Below are 18937 nucleotides of genomic sequence, written 5' to 3'. Positions count from 1 at the left end.
ATGTAACCTGCAAAAGATTGCACGAATGTCATGCGAATTGCCTCATATTCACTGCATTTCAAACTGGCACGGAACTTGCATATAAAACATGAACCGAGCACAAGGAAAGGTGGGCATATATGAAGCTTGACGATCTGATTATGAAAGCCGCCCAGCTGCAGAACAAAACGGCGGCTGTGGCTCATGCAGAAGACGAAGAAGTGCTTCATGCCATCAAGATGGCAATTAAGCGAAAGGTCGCTCGCTTTCTCCTGGTTGGGAACAAACGCAACCTGAAGGAGCTAGTGAAGCAGCATGAAATCAATGAGGACTGGATAGATATTATTCATTCAGATTCTCCCGAAGAATCTGCCAAGATTGCCGTTCAGGCAGTGAGCGAGAAGCATGCAGATATTTTGATGAAGGGGCATGTCCCGACAGCCGTTCTTTTAAAAGCGGTATTGAATAAAGAATATGGGCTCAGGACGACCAGTGTCCTATCACATGTTGCGGCATTTGAAGTACCGGGCTTTGACCGCTTTATTTATGTCACGGATTCTGCGATGAACATCGCGCCCGATTTAAATATGCTGAAAGAGATTACGATCAACTCTGTTCAAGTAGCACAAGCTGTCGGAAACGACATGCCAAAGGTTGCAGTGCTCTCTGCGGTGGAGGTCGTGAATCCGGCAATGGATTCAACTTTAACTGCGGCAAGTCTTGCGCAAATGAACCGGCGCGGGCAAATTTCTGGTTGCCTGATTGATGGGCCTCTTGCTTTAGATAATGCCATTTCTCAAACGGCAGCTTCTCATAAAAATATTACGAGTGATGTAGCCGGCCATGCAGATATTTTGCTTGTGCCAACAATTGAGGCAGGAAACATTCTTTATAAATCTCTCATCTACTTTGCACATGCGAAGGTGGGAGCTGTGGTGGCAGGAGCGAAGGCGCCGATTGCTTTAACAAGCCGGTCTGATTCAGCCGAAAGTAAGCTTTATTCAATTGCGCTTGCCATCTGTACATCAAATTAAGCGGAAGTAATAGGAGGAATAACACGATGGAACTTTTTAAATATATGGAACGATACGATTATGAACAGCTTGTATTTTGTCAGGATGAGCAGTCTGGCTTAAAAGCGATTATTGCGATTCATGATACAACACTTGGGCCGGCACTAGGCGGAACGAGAATGTGGACGTATGAAAACGAAGAAGCAGCCATTGAGGATGCACTGCGTCTAGCTAGAGGAATGACTTATAAAAACGCGGCAGCAGGACTTAATCTTGGCGGCGGAAAAACGGTCATCATCGGTGATCCGAGAAAAGACAAAAATGAAGAAATGTTCCGTGCATTTGGACGTTATATTCAAGGGCTGAATGGCCGCTATATTACAGCAGAAGATGTCGGTACAACGGTAGAAGACATGGATCTCATTCATGAAGAAACCGATTTTGTCACAGGGATCTCTCCTGCATTTGGTTCTTCTGGAAATCCGTCTCCGGTCACTGCTTACGGTGTATACAAAGGGATGAAAGCCGCTGCCAAAGCTGCATTTGGGACCGATTCATTAGAAGGAAAAACAATTGCCGTCCAAGGCGTAGGAAATGTCGCTTACAACTTGTGTAAACATCTGCATGAAGAAGGCGCGCAGCTCATTGTCACAGATATCAACAAAGACTCTGTCAAACGAGCTGTTGAAGACTTTGGGGCAAAAGCAGTCGACCCTGACGATATTTACGATCAAGCATGTGATATTTATGCACCGTGCGCACTTGGTGCAACCATTAACGATGTGACCATTCCTAAGTTAAAAGCAAAGGTGATTGCAGGTGCTGCAAATAACCAGCTAAGAGAAACGCATCACGGAGACCTTATCCATGAGATGGGAATTGTATATGCTCCTGACTATGTGATCAATGCAGGCGGTGTGATTAACGTGGCTGATGAGCTTTATGGCTATAATGCAGATCGTGCGATGAAAAAAGTCGAAGGCATTTATCAAAATATTGAACGTGTAATTGAAATTTCAAACCGTGATGCCATTCCAACTTATAAAGCGGCAGACCGATTGGCTGAAGAGCGAATTGAAAGAATGCGCAAATCAAGAAGTCAATTCTTGCAAAATGGTCAACATATTTTAAGCCGTCGCTAATTTGAAGAATGAGTTGAAACGGAGGTTTTGTTTTTGCTGACAAAAGAATGGCGTATTCTCACGATTAATCCTGGCTCTACTTCAACAAAAATCGGTGTGTTTCATAATGAACGGTCTATTTTTGAAACGACACTTAGACATACAGATGAGGAATTAAAGCAGTTTCCTCATATTATTGATCAATTCTCATTCCGTAAAGAAACCATTTTGAAAACACTGCATGAACAGGGGATGAATATCTCAAAGTTTGATGCAGTTTGTGCGCGCGGCGGTCTCCTTCGTCCGATTGAAGGAGGCACATATGAAGTCAATGAGCAAATGGTGGAAGACCTAAAAGAAGGATATGCCGGCCAGCACGCATCCAATCTCGGTGGAATCATCGCGAGAGAAATTGCACTTGGCCTGAATATCCCGGCTTTTATTGTCGATCCAGTTGTAGTGGATGAACTAAAACCAATTGCTCGTATTTCAGGGCTGCCAACGATCGAAAGAAAAAGCATTTTTCATGCATTAAATCAAAAAGCAGTCGCAAGAAAAACAGCGGCTTCTTTTGGAAAAAGTTACGAAGATTTGAACATGATTATTACTCATATGGGCGGCGGTATCACCATTGGTGTTCATGAAAAAGGAAAAGTCATCGATGTGAATAACGGTCTGCATGGCGAAGGTCCTTTCAGCCCAGAGCGTGCGGGAACCTTGCCGACAGGTGATCTTGTGAATCTTTGTTTTTCGGGGGAGTATACCCAAGAAGAAATGCTCAAACGCATTATTGGTGAAGGCGGGCTTGCGGGCTATCTTGGCACGACAGACGCTGTGAAAGTGGAACGCATGATTGAAGCGGGTGATGAGCGGGCGGCGCTCATTTATGAAGCGATGTGCTATCAGATTGCCAAGGAAATTGGTGCGGCTAGCGCTGTCTTAAAAGGAGCAGTTGACGTCATTGTATTAACAGGCGGACTTGCATACAGCAAACAAATTACGTCAAGTATTCGCGGCTATATTGACTGGATTTCAGATGTTGTTGTGTTTCCAGGTGAAAATGAGCTGCAATCGTTAGCAGAAGGTGCGCTTCGCATTTTAAAAGAAGAAGAATCACCGAAAGAATACCCAAATGATCAACAGGAAAAGAAAGGAGTGACAAGTCATGGCAACTGAATATGACCTCGTCATTCTTGGTGGAGGCACAGGCGGCTATGTAGCAGCCATCCGTGCCTCACAGCTTGGATTGAAAACAGCAGTTGTAGAAAAAGAAAAGCTCGGCGGAACATGTCTTCATAAAGGCTGCATCCCGTCTAAAGCGCTGCTCAGAAGTGCAGAAGTTTATCAAACCGTCAAACGCGCAGCTGATTTTGGTGTTGAGGCAGGAGGCGTTGCCTTGCAATTTGCCAATGTGCAGAAAAGAAAAACAGAGATCGTCGAAAAACTAGCAGGCGGCGTCAAACATTTAATGAAACAAGGAAGAATTGATGTATATGAAGGGATCGGCCGTATTCTTGGCCCATCTATCTTTTCGCCAATGCCAGGAACGATCTCCGTAGAAATGGCAAATGGAGAGGAAAATGAAATGCTCATTCCAAAGCAGGTCATCATCGCGACAGGATCAAGACCGCGTGTGCTGCCAGGGCTTGAAGCAGATGGAACACACATCCTCACTTCAGATGATGCACTTGAACTGCCAGAGCTTCCGCAGTCAATGCTAATTGTGGGGGGCGGAGTGATCGGAATCGAGTGGGCTTCCATGCTCAATGATTTTGGTGTGAACGTCACTGTTCTTGAGTTTGCAGACCGCATTTTGCCAACAGAGGATCATGACATTTCTAAAGAAATGGAAAAGCTATTATCTAAAAAAGGCATCACTTTTGTGACTAATGCGAAGGTACTGCCAGATAGCGTAGAAAAGCAGGAAAATCTCGTGACAATTCAAGCGGAAAAGGATGGAGACATTCAGACCTTTGAAGCGGAAAAACTCCTTCTTTCAGTCGGCAGAGTACCTAATATCGAAGGCATAGGTCTTGAAAACACGGATATCCAAACCGAAAAACAAGGCATTGTCGTAAATGAACATTATCAAACGAAAGAATCACATATTTACGCAATAGGAGATGTCATTGGCGGGCTTCAGCTGGCACATGTCGCTTCTCACGAAGGGATGATTGCTGTAGAACATATGGCTGGGAAAGATCCAAAGCCGCTCGATGAAACGCTCGTATCTAAATGTGTTTACTCTCACCCAGAAACCGCTAGTGTTGGACTCACTGAACAGACGGCAAAAGAGCAGGGCTTTGAAGTCAAAATAGGGAAATTTCCATTTATGGCGATTGGAAAAGCACTTGTGTACGGGGAGTCTGATGGATTCGTCAAAATCATTGCCGATCAAAAGACAGATGATATTTTAGGAATTCATATGATTGGTCCTCATGTAACAGATATGATATCTGAAGCTGGATTAGCCAAAGTACTTGATGCAACCCCGTGGGAAGTGGGGCAGACGATACACCCGCATCCGACCTTATCAGAGGCGATTGGCGAGGCAGCCCTTGCTGTTGACGGGAAGGCGATCCATTTTTAATCAAGGAGGGAAACATGATGAGTAACATGCGTCATCAGGAATTAGGATTATCAGATGAACAAGCAATTGAGATATACAGAACAATGCTTCTAGCAAGAAAAATCGATGAACGGATGTGGCTTTTAAACCGTTCCGGGAAAATTCCATTCGTTATTTCTTGTCAAGGGCAGGAAGCGCAGCAAGTCGGCGCTGCATTTGCTCTTAATAGAGAAGAAGATTACGTCTTACCTTACTATCGTGATATGGGGGTTGTCCTTGCTTTTGGGATGACAGCAAAAGATTTAATGATGTCTGGTTTCGCAAAACAAGACGATCCAAACTCAGGCGGAAGACAAATGCCGGGGCATTTTGGGCAAAGAGCAAATCGAATTGTGACTGGGTCGTCACCTGTAACAACGCAGGTTCCTCACGCGGTGGGAATTGCCCTTGCTGGACGATTAGAGCAGAAAAACTTTGTCAGCTTTGTCACGTTCGGTGAAGGCTCATCAAACCAAGGTGATTTCCACGAAGGCGCAAACTTTGCTGCTGTTCATAAACTGCCTGTTATTTTCATGTGTGAAAACAATAAGTATGCGATTTCCGTGCCATATGACAAACAAGTAGCCTGTGAACGCATTTCAGATCGTGCGGTTGGATATGGTATGCCTGGTGTCACTGTAGATGGAAATGATCCGCTTGAAGTATATGCCGCTGTCAAAGAAGCAAGAGACCGTGCGGCTAGAGGCGAAGGCCCGACATTGATTGAAACAATCTCTTACCGTTTAACTGCGCATTCAAGTGATGACGATGATTCAAGCTATCGAGAAAAAGAAGAAGTGCTCGAAGCAAGAAAGAAAGATCCGCTCATCCAATATGAAACGTATTTAATCGAAGGAAACGTCATGACTTCTGAAATGAAAGAAGAGATGACAAAAGAAATCATGCAAATCGTAAACGAAGCTACTGATGAAGCGGAAAACGCAGCTTATGCTGAGGCAGAAAGCGCACTTCGTTACGTGTATGCGGAGTAAGGGGGAAGAAAAATGCCTGTTATGTCATATATAGACGCTATTACACTGGCGATGAAAGAAGAAATGGAACGAGATCCGAAAGTGTTTGTGCTCGGAGAGGATGTCGGGAAAAAAGGCGGCGTATTTAAAGCGACAGCGGGTCTTTACGAGCAATTTGGAGAAGCGCGCGTCATGGATACACCTCTTGCAGAATCAGCCATTGCGGGTGTAGGTATTGGGGCAGCGATGTATGGAATGCGCCCAATTGCAGAAATGCAATTTGCGGATTTTATTATGCCTGCAATCAACCAAATCATTTCAGAGGCTGCAAAAATTAGATACCGTTCAAATAATGATTGGAGCTGTCCAATGGTCATCCGCGCACCTTACGGGGGCGGAGTACACGGGGCGCTTTATCATTCACAATCGGTCGAAGCTATTTTTGCTAACCAGCCTGGTTTGAAGATTGTGATGCCTTCTACACCTTATGATGTCAAAGGTCTTTTAAAGGCTGCAGTGCGTGATCCAGATCCTGTATTGTTCTTTGAACATAAACGTGCATACCGCCTTATTAAAGGAGAAGTGCCTGAAGAGGATTACACTCTTCCGATTGGAAAAGCAGATGTGAAGCGTGAAGGCGATGATATCACGGTCATTACATATGGCCTTTGTGTCCATTTTGCGCTGCAAGCAGCAGACCGCCTTGCAAAAGACGGCATTTCCGCTCATATTCTCGATTTGAGAACAGTGTACCCGCTTGATCAGGAAGCGATTATAGAAGCGGCTTCTAAAACAGGGAAAGTGCTTCTGTTAACGGAAGATACAAAAGAAGGCAGCATCATGAGTGAGGTTGCGGCAATCATCTCGGAGCATTGCTTATTTGATTTAGACGCACCAATCAAACGCCTGGCAGGACCAGATATTCCGGCAATGCCTTATGCACCGACAATGGAGAAATTCTTCATGGTCAACCCGGATAAGGTAGAAGCTGAAATGAGAGAGCTGGCGGCGTTTTAAGAAAGAGGAGGGTTTCAAAGTGGCAATTGAACAAATGAAAATGCCTCAGCTAGGTGAAAGTGTAACAGAAGGAACCATTAGTAAATGGCTGGTTTCACCTGGCGATCATGTGAATAAATACGATCCGATTGCGGAAGTCATGACAGATAAAGTGAACGCAGAAGTCCCGTCATCTTTTACAGGAACGATTACAAAGCTATCGGCTGAGGAAGGCGAAACGCTGCAAGTAGGAGAAGTGTTCTGTGAAATTGAGATAGAAGGAAGCGAGCAGCAGAGTGTGAAAGAAGAAGCAGCACCTGAGCAAAGCGAAGCGCCTGAAGCAGATCAAACAAATGAGAATCAAAGTCAAAAGAAACGTTACTCTCCAGCCGTTCTTCGTTTAGCAGATGAGCATGGCATTGATTTAGCGGCTGTTCAAGGTACGGGAGCAGGCGGCCGAATTACTAGAAAAGATTTGCTGCAGCTCATTGAAAACGACGGCGTTAAAGAGAAGACAGCACCTGTCAATGAACGTGCCGTTCAACCGGAGCCTGCGCAGCCATCTCAAGCAAAAGCGGCACCTGCCGTCCCTTCTATGCCTGGTGATGTTGAGCTGCCAGTCACGCCGATCCGTCAGGCAATTGCAGCCAATATGCTGAGAAGCAAACATGAAATTCCGCATGCATGGACGATGATGGAAGTCGATGTGACAAATCTTGTGACAAGAAGAAATCAGCTGAAGGATCAGTTTAAAGCAAAAGAAGGCTTTAACTTGACGTTCTTTGCGTTCTTTGTCAAAGCAGTGGCTCAGGCCTTAAAGGAATTCCCTGAAATGAACAGCATGTGGGCCGGAGATAAAATTGTGCAAAAGAAAGCAATCAATGTTTCGATTGCTGTCGCTACAGATGACGCTCTTTTTGTTCCAGTCATTAAGGATGCGGATGAAAAGACCATTAAGGGCATTGCCAAAGAAATTCATGAGCTGGCGTCTAAGGTGAGACAAGGGACGCTTAAGCAAAGTGATATGGAAGGCGGTACCTTCACTGTCAACAACACGGGATCATTTGGTTCGGTACAATCAATGGGAATCATTAATTATCCGCAAGCGGCGATTTTACAAGTAGAATCGATCGTGAAGCGTCCAATGATAGTAAACGGAATGATTGCGGCAAGAGACATGGTCAATCTTTGTCTTTCATTAGATCACAGAGTACTAGATGGGCTTGTATGCGGCAGATTCCTTCAGCGAATTAAACAAATCCTTGAAGGCATTGACGAGCAGACATCTGTTTATTAAAACAACAATTTTCCCCCTCCCGGCATGAGAGGGGGATTTCCACATCTAGGAGAAAGGAGCGATGATATGTCTGGACTAGATTTTTTTGCTTTTCTAACGATTGGTCTCATGTTTATCACAGCGATTGCCTTCGCTTTTCTGCGGTACATTTCTAAATCACGCAATCATCCTGAACGATTACTGCTTATCATATCGATCGTTTCAATCATTCAAATCGTGTACTGTCTGCTGATTGTCGGCGGATTTAAAGGAGCAGCCAATAGCTTTTTAGGAATATCACTTCTCGCTGGGACACTTCTCGGATATGCACTTGAATATTTATACAGACGATATATCAAAAAAACGCCCGAATCAAAATGATGTCGGGCATTTTTTTATTCTGCTGGAACAATAAAGGTCAAATGCTGTTTTAACACTTCTAAAGAAGAAGGGGCTGTCATATAAACCTCACCATCTGTATCAGCATCCATTTCCTCTTTTGTGTGGATATGAATACTGGACGCTTGAATGAGAGACAGATCGCCGGTGAAATCCTCCAGCTCCTCCCGGTTCATTGAGAAGATTTCTTTTAAAGCAGAGAAACTCGTATTTCTGCAAATTAAGATTTCTGCTTTTCCATCATCAATGGCTGCATGAGGCAAATCAATTCTATTTGTACCGATAAAATGTCCATTCATGACAAGAACGATGACAGCTTCCTCATCCCAGCTTTCCTCTTCTGTCTCAATACGTACGTGAAAAGGATCTGTTTGCTGCAAGGTGCGCAGCGCACTTGTGAAGTAACTGATTTTGCCGAGTACGGCTTTTTCCTTGTCGTTAATATTGTTGGACGTGTCTGCGATCAGCCCAATTCCCCAAAAGTTTAACACGTATCGATCTTCTGCTTTGATTAAGTCAACCTTTTTTTCTACGCCGTCTACAATCATTTGAGCGGCTTTTTGCATTTGTTGAGGAATACCTAGTGTTCTAGAAAAATCATTGCATGTCCCGCCTGGCAATATCGCTACAGCGGGCCTTTTTTCTAAACCTCCAATACCGTTCATGCATTCATGCACGGTACCGTCTCCGCCTAATATGATGAGCAATTCCACCGTTTCATCAATTTGACGGCAGAAATCATAAGCATCATTTGGCTGCTTTGTTGGTTTCAAAATGAGTTCATCAATATGTAGAGAAAGAAGAGGCACTGTTTGACCGAGTGTTTTTTCCATGTTTTTTTGTCCAGCATTTCCATTATAAATGAGCATCGCTTTTTTGAATTGTGCCATCACGCAGTTCTCCCTTTCATCTCTTTAACATCACTTTTCCCCAATTTGAAAGCTCATAAACGATGTTTGGAAAAAGAGGCGAAGGAAAAGACAACACATTTGCCCGCAGGCGTTTTCCTTGATATGATGGAGTTAAAATGGTTTTGGTACGCAAAAGGAGTGGACGGACATGAATATTGATTTTAATTTATTTATGAATGATATTGTGAAACAAGCGAGAGAAGAAATTAAGCAGGCAGGCTACACTGAGCTCACGTCAGCTGAAGAAGTTGACGAAGCACTGACTAAAAAAGGAACGGCACTTGTCATGGTGAATTCAGTATGCGGCTGTGCAGGCGGTATTGCAAGACCAGCTGCCGGCTATTCTGTTCATTACGATAAGCGTCCAGATCAATTGCTGACAGTGTTTGCTGGGCAGGACAAAGAGGCAACAGCAAGAGCGCGTGAATACTTTGAAGGCTTCCCGCCATCTTCACCATCTTTCGCCTTATTAAAAGATGGAAAAATCATCAAAATGGTCGAGCGTCATGAAATTGAAGGGCACGAGCCAATGGAAGTCGTTTCAAAACTACAAGCCGCTTTTGATGAGCATTGCGAAGAAATCTAATATATGACTTTTGAATGAATAAATATAAAGCAGTCCGGTCTTTAGATCGGTCTGCTTTTTGTTTTATAAGACAATAGAATCAAAATAATTTTAGCAAAATACTATTGCATCTTAAAAAGAAAGTGTTTAAAATACATTATAGTGAATAAATATTCAAATCAATACATGATTTTAAATACTGGGAGGCATCATCATATGAAAAAGTGGTTATTATTACTTATGACAGCTGGTCTTGCAGCTGCACTCGCAGCATGCGGAACTTCTTCTAATAATTCAAACGCATCAGGAGATGACAAGACACTTGTTATGGCGACATCAGCAGATTATCCGCCATTTGAATCAAAAGACGGAGATAAAATTGTCGGTTTTGATGTAGATCTTGCAACAGCACTAGCGAAAAAGAACGGCTACAAGCTAGAAATTCAAGATATGGACTTTGCTAGCCTTGTATCAGCTCTTAAAACAAACAAAGCTGATATTGTCCTTGCAGGAATGACGCCTACAGAAAAACGTAAAAAGCAAGTTGATTTTTCTGATGTTTATTACAATGCTAAAAACTTGGTTGTATCAAAGAAATCTAGCGGTATTAAGGCAGAGAAAGATTTAAAAGACAAAACAGTCGGCGTTCAATTAGGTTCCATTCAGCAGGATGAAGCAAATGGACTGCAAAAGAAATATAACCTAACAGTTGAAGACCGTAATAAAATTTCTGATATCATTCAAGAGATTAAAGCAGGCCGTTTTGATGCAGCAATTATTGAAGATAAAGTAGCTGCTGGTTACTTGAAAAAGGAAAAAGACTTCCAAGCATTTGGGTTGAACAGCTCAAACGAAGGTTCAGCCATTGCATTCAAGAAAAACAGCGACTTAACAGCGAAATTTAATAAATCATTAAAAGAAATGAAAGATAATGGCGAACTTGATAAATTAATTAAAAAATGGTTTGCCGATGAAAAGTAAGTCAGGAAAAGGATCAGCGTCATTCCAGAAAATCAAGTAGAAAAGCGCTGAAAAGTTCAACTCATGTTGAACTTTTTTCCTGTTTTGTATGAAGGCAGAAAAAAGGAGAATGTCATGTTTGATTTTAAAGATGTAATACCTCAGATGCCCTTTATTCTAGAAGGACTTAAGGTCACGCTTTCTATAGTAGTGGTATCCCTTTTACTTGGATTTATCTTAGGAATTTTATTAACGCTTTGTAAAATTAGTGTGTTTAAACCGCTCATTTGGCTTGCAGATTTTTATACGTCAATTTTCCGAGGCACACCGCTTGTGCTTCAATTGCTCATTATTTATTTTGGTCTGCCTCAGCTTCTTGGGTTTCAAATCGACCAATACTGGGCTGCTGTAGCGGCATTTTCACTCAACTCGGCGGCATACGTATCTGAAATTATTCGTGCGGGGATTAATGCCATTGATAAAGGTCAAAAAGAAGCAGCCGTTGCTTTAGGCATCCCTTATGCTAAAATGATGAAGGACTTATTGCTTCCGCAGGCGTTTAAAAATATTTCACCTGCACTTGTGAATGAGACGATTACACTGACAAAAGAATCAGCGATTGTAACAGTCATCGGACTGGGTGATGTCATGAGACGAGCCTATCAAGCAGGGGCCGTCACGTATAATTATCTTGAACCGCTTATTTTTGCGGGTCTTATCTATTATGTCATCGTGCTTGTTCTCACCTTTGTCGGCAAATCGGTGGAAAGGAAGTTAAAATCAAATGATTAAAATAGAGAAACTCACAAAATCTTTTGGTAAAAACGAAGTTTTAAAGGGGATCGACACCACCATTAAAGAAGGGGAAGTTGTTGCGGTTATTGGACCATCTGGTTCAGGAAAATCGACGTTCCTCCGCTGCATGAATTTACTTGAAAAGCCGACTTCTGGTGTCATTACGATTAAGGACACCGAAATCACCAATCCAAAAACGAATGCACTAAAAGTGCGTGAGAACATCGGAATGGTGTTTCAGCATTTCCATCTCTTCCCGCATAAAACGGTGCTGGAAAATATCACGTATGCGCCAATGAATGTGAAGAATCAATCGAAGGAAGACAGCATCAAACAAGCTGAAGAGCTGCTCAAAAAGGTAGGGCTTTTAGAGAAAAAAGATGATTTCCCGAACCGTCTGTCAGGCGGTCAAAAGCAGCGTGTAGCGATTGCGCGTGCGCTTGCGATGACACCAGACATTATGCTGTTTGACGAACCAACGTCTGCTCTTGATCCAGAAATGGTCAAGGAAGTATTAGAAGTCATGAAAGAGCTGGCTCAATCTGGAATGACACTCGTCATCGTCACACATGAAATGGGTTTTGCAAAAGAAGTGGCTGACCGCGTGATCTTTATGGATGATGGGAAAATTGTAGAGGATGCAAACCCTGTACAATTTTTTGAATCACCGTCTTCACAGCGCGCAAAAGACTTTTTACAAAAAATATTATAAAGAAATAAGAGAAGGAGACTTAACATCTCCTTCTTTTTTTGATTATAATGGGGAAAGTAAAAAAAGTTCATCATTTCACAAAAGTGAATGGAAACAAGACAGAAAAGAGTGAATCACATCATGTTTAAAATCGGCTACCGAACGCTGAAAACAGCATTAGGAACAGCGATCGCTATTTATATTGCACAATTGCTTGGCTTGCAAAATTATTCAGCTGCCGGGATTATTACGATCCTGTGTATTCAGGTGACAAAGAAAAGATCCCTCTTAGCATCGGGAGCCCGCTTTGCAGCATGCAGTCTTGCTATTTTATTTTCTTATTTATTTTTCGATCTGATTGGGTATCATCCTTTCGTGATCGGTTTGATGCTGCTTGTCTTTATTCCGACAACGGTTTTGCTTCGAATTAAAGAAGGGATTGTCACAAGTTCAGTCATCATTCTCCATTTATACATGTCTGGCGGGATTACCCTGCACCTCATCTGGAACGAGCTGCTGCTGATTACCATTGGTGTTGGGGTAGCGCTGATTATGAACCTCTATATGCCAAGTGTTGATAAAAAACTTAAACGCTACAGCGAACAGATTGAAGCCAACTTTGCTAAAATCTTTGAGGAAATCGAGCAATACTTAATGACAGGGAAACAAGACTGGACAGGAAAAGAAATACCAGAGACACATCAATTGATCAAAGAAGCGAAAGCTCTTGCATATCGTGATGTTGAAAACCATGTATTAAGACATGAAAACCTGTATTACCATTATTTCAACATGAGACAAAAGCAATTTGAAATCATTGAGCGTGTGCTGCCCAAAATTACGTCGATTTCCGTCACAACGGAGCATGGACAAATCATTGCAGAATACATTAGAGACTTACGCGAACATATTCACCCAGGGAACACAGCGCATAAGTTTTTAAGACGTCTCATTGATATGAAAGAAGAGTTCGATGCACTTCCGCTCCCGCAAACAAGAGAAGAATTTGAGGCAAGAGCGGCACTTTTTCATTTCCTCGGTGAAATGGAACAATATTTAGTACTGAAAAGCTATTTTAAAGGGATGAAAGAATAGAGACGCATGAGTTCCTCCTTCATTGGTCAATCTAATGAAAAAGGAGGAGCCTATGCGTCTTTTATTTTATACCGTACTGACCATGTCCCTTTCACCTATCTGGCCGCTTGGACAAAACCCGCTTCCAGGTGACCCGTTTGTCATTATTAATAAACAAACGAATGAACTTGCCTTTATTGATCAAGGGAAAATTCAAAAAGTATATCCTGCTTCAACAGGAAAAACAACCGATTTAACGCCAGAAGGTGAATTTACGATTATGATCAAAGCGAAAGATCCCTATTATAGAAGAAAGAATATTGAAGGGGGTGCAAAGAATAACCCTCTTGGGCGAAGATGGATTGGATTTGATGCACGAGGAACAGATGGCAGAACCTACGGAATTCACGGAACGAGTGACGAAACATCGATTGGGAAATTTATCACAGCAGGCTGTGTAAGGCTTCATAATCATGATGTAGAGCTTTTGTTTGATCAGCTTCCAATTGGCACCAAGGTATGGATTACAACATCAAGCGATTCCTTTGAAAAGCTTGCCAAAGACAAACAGGCCATTCGTTGATATCGCGAATCACCTGCTTGTCTGCTTTTATTCAAACCTTATAAAAAGGCTGCTGCTCCTGCTAAAAGTGAAGAAACTAACAGCAGGCTAATCATAAGCAATACCATAAATTTCATGAATTTTTGAGACATATCGCACCCCTATAACCGAAGATTTTTGCGACAAGCGCACTTGTCTTTATTTTATCTGGTTTTTTCATATGCGACAAGTGATCAGCAAAGGAAGTGAACGGATGAACCAAATCGATCATATTGCCATTGCCGTCTTTTCTATTAAAGCAACATCTCAAACGCTTCATCAGCTATTTAACTGGCATTTTTCAGACATACAAGAGATTCCTGAGCAGGAGATTAAAGCGTCCTTCGCTTCACTTGATGATCTGCACATTGAATTAATTGAGCCCATCTCAGCCGGCAGTAAACTACATACCTTTTTAACAAAAAGAGGAGAGGGCCTTCATCATATTGCGTTAAAGTCAGATGACATTCAAACGGATCTTAGCCGTCTCGATCACCTTGGCGTGCAGCTTCTCCAAAAAACAGCACAGATGGGCGCCAGCGGAAAGCAGATTGCCTTTATTTCACCTAAAGAAACGTCAGGTGTGTTATTTGAATTATGCGGGTCCTTGAAAGGAGAGAAATATTGCGATGAATGAATCGTTCAATGACTTGTCTGAATGGCGGAATAAAGCGTTAATGGGCGGCGGCGAAAAACGAGCAGCGGCTCACAGAAGCAAAGGAAAGCTGACGGTTCGAGAGCGGCTGCATGAACTTCTTGACGAGGGCAGCTTGATGGAAATTCAGTCATTTGCAACAGGCGGTCTGTCAGAGCATGTTGGTGACGGCGTCGTCATTGGAACGGGACTCATTCACGGTAAGCCTGTCTGTGTTTATGCACAAGATGCAACTGTATATGGGGGCTCATTAGGCGAAATGCATGCGAAAAAAATTGCCTCTTTGATGGATCTGGCAGCTAAAAATCAGATGCCGGTCATCGGTCTAAAAGACTCAGGTGGTGCGAGAATTCAAGAGGGTGTGGTATCATTAGAAGGATACGGACAGATTTTTAAACGGAATGTGCTGTACTCTGGTCGAATCCCGCAAATATCAGTTATTTTAGGCTCATGTGCTGGAGGTGCAGTTTATTCTCCTGCATTGACTGATTTTGTCTTCATGACAGAGCAAACAGCTCATATGTTTTTAACTGGTCCGAAAGTAATAGAAAAGGCAACAGGAGAAACGGTCTGTCCTGACCGTCTTGGCGGTGCAAGTGTTCAGCATCAGACGAGCGGGAATGTGCACTATACTGGGAAAGATGAGAAGGACGTGTTAGAAGCGGTTCGAACTCTTTTAACGTACATACAAACGAAACAGCAGGCTGTCACACGCGCTGGGACGCGAAAGCATGATACCGCCGATCCAGGCAGCATCTTGCCAAAGGATCCATCACGCACTTATGATGTCAAACAAGTGGTGACAGCGATAACCGATCCAGACTCATTCTTTGAAACGCAGCCTTGTTTCTCAAAAAATATTGTCACAGGTTTTGCCAGATTACAAGGAGCCTCCATTGGTGTTGTTGCCAATCAGCCAAAGGTGCTGGCAGGCAGCCTTGATCTTGACGCTGCCGATAAAGCGGCCAGGTTTATTCGATTTTGTGATGCGTTTCATATTCCGATCTTAACCCTTGTGGACGTTCCTGGTTTTTTACCAGGAGAAAAAGCCGAGCATGCGGGAATTATCCGCCATGGGGCAAAGCTTTTATATGCGTACGCTGAAGCAACCGTTCCAAAAATCACTGTGATTTTAAGAAAGGCGTTTGGCGGTGCATATGTCGCGATGAATAGCAAGGGCTTAGGAGCTGACTTTGTTTATGCATGGCCAGAAGCCGAAATTGATGTCATGGGGAAAACGTTCGCAGACGAAATCGTTCATCCTGCTTCGCGCAAGTCTGAAAACAAACCAAGTGTATGGAAAGCGGCTCAGGCAGGTCTGATAGATGATATTTTCATGCCCGCTGAAACGAGAGAGCGATTGATCCGCTCATTTGATGTGCTTCGCAGTAAGGAAGAAGATAGACCGTTAAAAAAGCATGGCAACATGCCGCTATAAGAGGAGGAGCATCATCATGATCAATGAAAAACGCCTACTAGACGAATTTTTAGAATTAGTTCAGATTGATTCAGAAACAAAACACGAAGAGAAAATTGTTGAAGTATTAAAAGAAAAATTCTCGCAGCTTGGTCTAAAAGTGATTGAAGACGATTCAAAAGCGGCAACAGGCCACGGTGCAGGCAATCTTGTCTGTACTTTAGAAGGGAATCAAGAGGCAGATACAATTTATTTCACTTCTCATATGGATACAGTTGTACCAGGGAATGGCGTAAAACCAGTCATTGAGGACGGCTATGTGAAAACAGATGGAACAACGATTCTTGGTGCTGACGATAAAACAGGACTTGCTGCTATGTTTGAGGCGATCCGCGTGCTGAAAGAGAAAAGTTTACCGCATGGAACAATTGAATTTGTGATCACAGCAGGCGAGGAATCAGGACTTGTTGGAGCAAAAGCGTTAGATCCGAATTTGATGACAGCGAAATACGGCTATGCCCTTGATTCAGATGGCAAGGTTGGCACGATTATTGTAGCTGCACCAACACAGGCAAAAGTACGCGCAACGATTTACGGAAAAACCGCTCACGCAGGTGTCGCGCCAGAAAAAGGTGTGTCTGCGATTACCATTGCATCAAAAGCAATTGCCAGCATGCCGCTTGGCCGGATTGATGAAGAAACAACGGCGAATATCGGCCGTTTTGAAGGCGGAACACAAACGAATATTGTGTGCGATCAAGTCGATATTTTGGCGGAAGCACGCTCTTTAGAACCAGCAAAAATGGAGGCTCAAGTAGCGAAGATGAAAGAAGCCTTTGAAAAAACCGCTAAAGAAATGGGCGGAAGTGCCGATGTACAAATTGACATCATGTATCCAGGCTTCAAATTCTCACACGGCGATCAAGTCGTAGAAGTGGCGAAAAAAGCGGCAGCAAAAATTGGCCGTCCTTCAGAACTGCAGACGAGCGGCGGAGGCAGTGATGCAAACGTCATTGCAGGCAACGGCGTCCCAACTGTCAACCTAGCTGTTGGATATGAAGATATTCATACGAAAAATGAGAAAATGCCGATTGAAGAATTAGTCAAAACAGCTGAAATGGTTCTCGCCATTATCGAAGAAACGACAAATCTATCGTAAAGGCAGGAGACTCTGTGAGCACGCAAAAGATTATTATTTTTCAGGTGGGGCAAGAGGAGTTTGGCATCAGTGTAGAGCATATTCGTTCGATTGAGAAGGTCCCTTACTTACAAGAAGTATCGAACCTACCAAAAGAAATTAAAGGGCTGATGTCATTAAGAGGAGAGGTCATTCCTGTCAGTGATACAGGCGTGATGCTTCACGGAAAGCCTCTTGATGTGAACGAGCAGTCCAAGGTGCTGCTATTTGAAGTAAACGATCAAATGATTGGCTGTCTTGTCTCAGATGCAAAAGATATCATCGATATCGAGCAAAGCGAGATCAAGCCATTTCATATGAACACGAAGGCCTCTGAATATTTCTTCGGCGTTGTGGAGAGAGAAAACAAAATGATTTTACAAGTGGACCCAAATAAGTTCCTTGGGAAAATTGAGGACCTCGATCAATTGCCAGACCGGTTGAAAGAAGAATTGGCATAATGAAAAACCCCTTATCTAAAGATAAGGGGTTTATTTTTATTCAGCAGCTGGTTTGGCTTGTTCGTTAGCCGCAGCTTTCGTTTTTGATTTTTGGTACATGACATTTAAAATAATCGTTTGAATCGTGAGTAATAGTCCGCTTGTCATCCAGTATAAAGGAAGAGCAGCGGGTGCATTGATTGAAAGAAACAGCATCATGATTGGGAAAATCATGCCCATTACTTTCGCTTGCTTCAGCGCAGCCTCTGTCTGGGTGCCTGATTGCTTCGCATATTTTTGTGTGACATAAAATTGCAAGAAATACATAGCCCCTGCAAAGACTGCCACCAATAAATCGGTTTGTCCCAAGTTAAACCATAAGAACGTATGAGTTGCGATCTCAGGTGTTGAGCGGATCGCCGAGTAAAAGCCAAGAACAATTGGAATTTGAATCAGCATAGGCAGACAGCCCATTGCCAGCGGGTTCACATTGTTCTCTTTATATACTTTCATCATTTCCATTTGCAGTTCTTTTTGTTTTTCAGGATCTTTTGTTTTCTTCAGTTTGCTTTGTATTTGGTCAATCTGAGGTTTCACCAGTGCCATTTTTTCCTGCATGACTCGTTGCTTCTTAAATTGGTTCGCAAAAAGCGGGAAAATCAGCAGGCGCACAATCAAGGTGACAAACATAATGGATAAACCATAATCATCATGGAAAAAGTTCGCAAGCCAAATGATCAGCTCAGAAAAAGGCTGAACAAAATAATGATGGAAAAACCCATTAGAGCTCGTATTCGTTTGCGCACTCGCTGCAAATGCAGGTGACGCAATCATCATCAAACAAAAAGTCGTAAAAACAGTCAATAAACGTTTCAATTCGTTTCCTCCTCATGATTAAAAAAATTTAATTAGTGAGAGGAAGCGAATGGTCTTCATCATCATTAGATGATCGTTTCATTCGAATGACTTTACTAATCCAAGTTGTAATGCGATCATATATGATAAACAGAAAGTCTGTTCGATTCAAGCAAGATGCGTCCAACTCTTCCAAACGATGTCCACCAAGATGTTCGTTCATACGGCAGTCTTTTAGCAAAAACGCAATGCCGATGGCCGTCAGCGCTGGAAGAATAATCGTAAAGAATTCAACAAGGAAAAAGACTTCATTGAATGTATCAATAATCATGATTATCACATCCATTTCATTACTCACAGTGTACTATACACATGGTTAAATGTCTAACAGAACCGTGTGTATTTCCATTAAATAAAATTCCTTATTTTGTAT

Annotated in this window: 22 protein-coding genes; 18 read left to right on the top strand and 4 right to left on the bottom strand. The window is 42.7% G+C overall.

The annotated features are described in order from the left end of the window. Positions 1–119 precede the first annotated feature (119 nt). The 8 genes from yqiS (at position 120) to MHI23_RS11210 (ending at position 8345) form a co-directional block, all read left to right on the top strand. Positions 120–1013, top strand: coding sequence for a phosphate butyryltransferase (gene yqiS, locus MHI23_RS11245; protein WP_024422929.1), 894 nt, complete (start codon positions 120–122; stop codon positions 1011–1013). A 26-nt stretch (positions 1014–1039) separates the two neighbouring features. Continuing rightward, on the top strand, positions 1040–2134 hold the full coding sequence (gene bcd / locus MHI23_RS11240) for a branched-chain amino acid dehydrogenase (RefSeq protein ID WP_003215658.1): 1095 nt from the start codon (positions 1040–1042) through the stop codon (positions 2132–2134). Between the two features lie 27 nt (positions 2135–2161). Next, positions 2162–3289, top strand: a complete 1128-nt coding sequence (gene buk, locus MHI23_RS11235; RefSeq protein WP_029708028.1) for a butyrate kinase — start codon at positions 2162–2164, stop codon at positions 3287–3289. Continuing rightward, a complete protein-coding gene (gene lpdA, locus MHI23_RS11230) occupies positions 3279–4703 on the top strand; it encodes a dihydrolipoyl dehydrogenase (protein ID WP_342491966.1) in 1425 nt (474 codons plus the stop codon). The genes buk and lpdA overlap by 11 nt, the downstream gene beginning before the upstream one ends. A 17-nt stretch (positions 4704–4720) precedes the next feature. After that, positions 4721–5713 carry a thiamine pyrophosphate-dependent dehydrogenase E1 component subunit alpha gene (locus MHI23_RS11225; RefSeq protein ID WP_034622331.1) on the top strand — a complete coding sequence of 331 codons (993 nt, stop codon included), beginning with the start codon at positions 4721–4723 and terminating at the stop codon, positions 5711–5713. Positions 5714–5725: 12 nt separating this feature from the next. Continuing rightward, the gene (locus MHI23_RS11220) at positions 5726–6709 is read left to right on the top strand and encodes an alpha-ketoacid dehydrogenase subunit beta (protein ID WP_024422925.1); all 984 of its coding nucleotides are present in this window, start codon (positions 5726–5728) and stop codon (positions 6707–6709) included. A 19-nt stretch (positions 6710–6728) separates the two neighbouring features. Continuing rightward, a complete protein-coding gene (locus tag MHI23_RS11215; protein WP_342491965.1) occupies positions 6729–7985 on the top strand; it encodes a dihydrolipoamide acetyltransferase family protein in 1257 nt (418 codons plus the stop codon). A 66-nt stretch (positions 7986–8051) separates the two neighbouring features. Beyond that, complete coding sequence (locus MHI23_RS11210; protein WP_024428019.1) at positions 8052–8345, top strand: YesK-like family protein; 294 nt, start codon at positions 8052–8054, stop codon at positions 8343–8345. 14 nt (positions 8346–8359) lie between these two features. Here MHI23_RS11210 and MHI23_RS11205 read toward each other — a convergent pair whose 3' ends face one another. Continuing rightward, the gene (locus MHI23_RS11205) at positions 8360–9253 is read right to left on the bottom strand and encodes a YegS/Rv2252/BmrU family lipid kinase (RefSeq protein ID WP_171464506.1); all 894 of its coding nucleotides are present in this window, start codon (positions 9251–9253) and stop codon (positions 8360–8362) included. Positions 9254–9422: 169 nt separating this feature from the next. Here MHI23_RS11205 and MHI23_RS11200 point away from each other — a divergent pair, with 169 nt between their 5' ends. From MHI23_RS11200 to MHI23_RS11175, 6 genes are all read left to right on the top strand, one after another. Next, positions 9423–9860, top strand: coding sequence for a BrxA/BrxB family bacilliredoxin (locus MHI23_RS11200; RefSeq protein WP_024428021.1), 438 nt, complete (start codon positions 9423–9425; stop codon positions 9858–9860). 195 nt (positions 9861–10055) lie between these two features. Beyond that, positions 10056–10820 carry a transporter substrate-binding domain-containing protein gene (locus MHI23_RS11195; protein WP_024422920.1) on the top strand — a complete coding sequence of 255 codons (765 nt, stop codon included), beginning with the start codon at positions 10056–10058 and terminating at the stop codon, positions 10818–10820. A gap of 114 nt (positions 10821–10934) precedes the next feature. Continuing rightward, a complete protein-coding gene (locus MHI23_RS11190; RefSeq protein ID WP_024422919.1) occupies positions 10935–11591 on the top strand; it encodes an amino acid ABC transporter permease in 657 nt (218 codons plus the stop codon). Further along, positions 11584–12306: an amino acid ABC transporter ATP-binding protein gene (locus tag MHI23_RS11185; RefSeq protein ID WP_024428022.1), complete on the top strand. Its 723-nt coding sequence runs from the start codon at positions 11584–11586 to the stop codon at positions 12304–12306. The genes MHI23_RS11190 and MHI23_RS11185 overlap by 8 nt, the downstream gene beginning before the upstream one ends. 120 nt (positions 12307–12426) lie before the next feature. Continuing rightward, on the top strand, positions 12427–13380 hold the full coding sequence (locus MHI23_RS11180) for an aromatic acid exporter family protein (RefSeq protein WP_024422917.1): 954 nt from the start codon (positions 12427–12429) through the stop codon (positions 13378–13380). A 52-nt stretch (positions 13381–13432) separates the two neighbouring features. Continuing rightward, positions 13433–13942, top strand: coding sequence for a L,D-transpeptidase (locus MHI23_RS11175; protein ID WP_025093002.1), 510 nt, complete (start codon positions 13433–13435; stop codon positions 13940–13942). Positions 13943–13980: 38 nt separating this feature from the next. Here MHI23_RS11175 and prli42 read toward each other — a convergent pair whose 3' ends face one another. Beyond that, on the bottom strand, positions 13981–14073 hold the full coding sequence (prli42, locus tag MHI23_RS11170; RefSeq protein ID WP_149126490.1) for a stressosome-associated protein Prli42: 93 nt from the start codon (positions 14071–14073) through the stop codon (positions 13981–13983). Positions 14074–14174: 101 nt separating this feature from the next. On the opposite strand from prli42, the gene mce reads away from it, so the two are divergent. Genes mce through MHI23_RS11150 form a run of 4 tightly spaced genes read left to right on the top strand, consistent with a single transcriptional unit; the run spans position 14175 to position 17670 of the window. Then, positions 14175–14597 carry a methylmalonyl-CoA epimerase gene (gene mce / locus MHI23_RS11165; RefSeq protein ID WP_342491964.1) on the top strand — a complete coding sequence of 141 codons (423 nt, stop codon included), beginning with the start codon at positions 14175–14177 and terminating at the stop codon, positions 14595–14597. Then, positions 14590–16053 (top strand): acyl-CoA carboxylase subunit beta, encoded by a 1464-nt coding sequence (locus MHI23_RS11160; protein WP_080652973.1) that lies wholly within the window; start codon positions 14590–14592, stop codon positions 16051–16053. The genes mce and MHI23_RS11160 overlap by 8 nt, the downstream gene beginning before the upstream one ends. A gap of 16 nt (positions 16054–16069) precedes the next feature. After that, positions 16070–17191: a M20/M25/M40 family metallo-hydrolase gene (locus MHI23_RS11155; protein ID WP_212051674.1), complete on the top strand. Its 1122-nt coding sequence runs from the start codon at positions 16070–16072 to the stop codon at positions 17189–17191. Positions 17192–17205: 14 nt separating this feature from the next. Next, positions 17206–17670: a chemotaxis protein CheW gene (locus tag MHI23_RS11150; protein WP_024422912.1), complete on the top strand. Its 465-nt coding sequence runs from the start codon at positions 17206–17208 to the stop codon at positions 17668–17670. Positions 17671–17706: 36 nt separating this feature from the next. Here the strand turns inward: MHI23_RS11150 and MHI23_RS11145 are convergent, their stop codons facing one another. Both MHI23_RS11145 and MHI23_RS11140 read right to left on the bottom strand, forming a co-directional pair. Beyond that, positions 17707–18486 carry a membrane protein insertase YidC gene (locus MHI23_RS11145; RefSeq protein ID WP_235183619.1) on the bottom strand — a complete coding sequence of 260 codons (780 nt, stop codon included), beginning with the start codon at positions 18484–18486 and terminating at the stop codon, positions 17707–17709. 67 nt (positions 18487–18553) lie between these two features. Then, complete coding sequence (locus tag MHI23_RS11140; protein WP_024422910.1) at positions 18554–18835, bottom strand: hypothetical protein; 282 nt, start codon at positions 18833–18835, stop codon at positions 18554–18556. Positions 18836–18937: the final 102 nt, after the last annotated feature.

The organism is Bacillus sp. FSL M7-0003, from assembly GCF_038628485.1.
GTDB classification, from domain to species: Bacteria; Bacillota; Bacilli; order Bacillales; family Bacillaceae; genus Bacillus; species Bacillus safensis.
The sequence above is the reverse complement of the archived record's forward strand: the minus strand, read 5'-3'. Positions and strand labels throughout refer to the sequence as shown.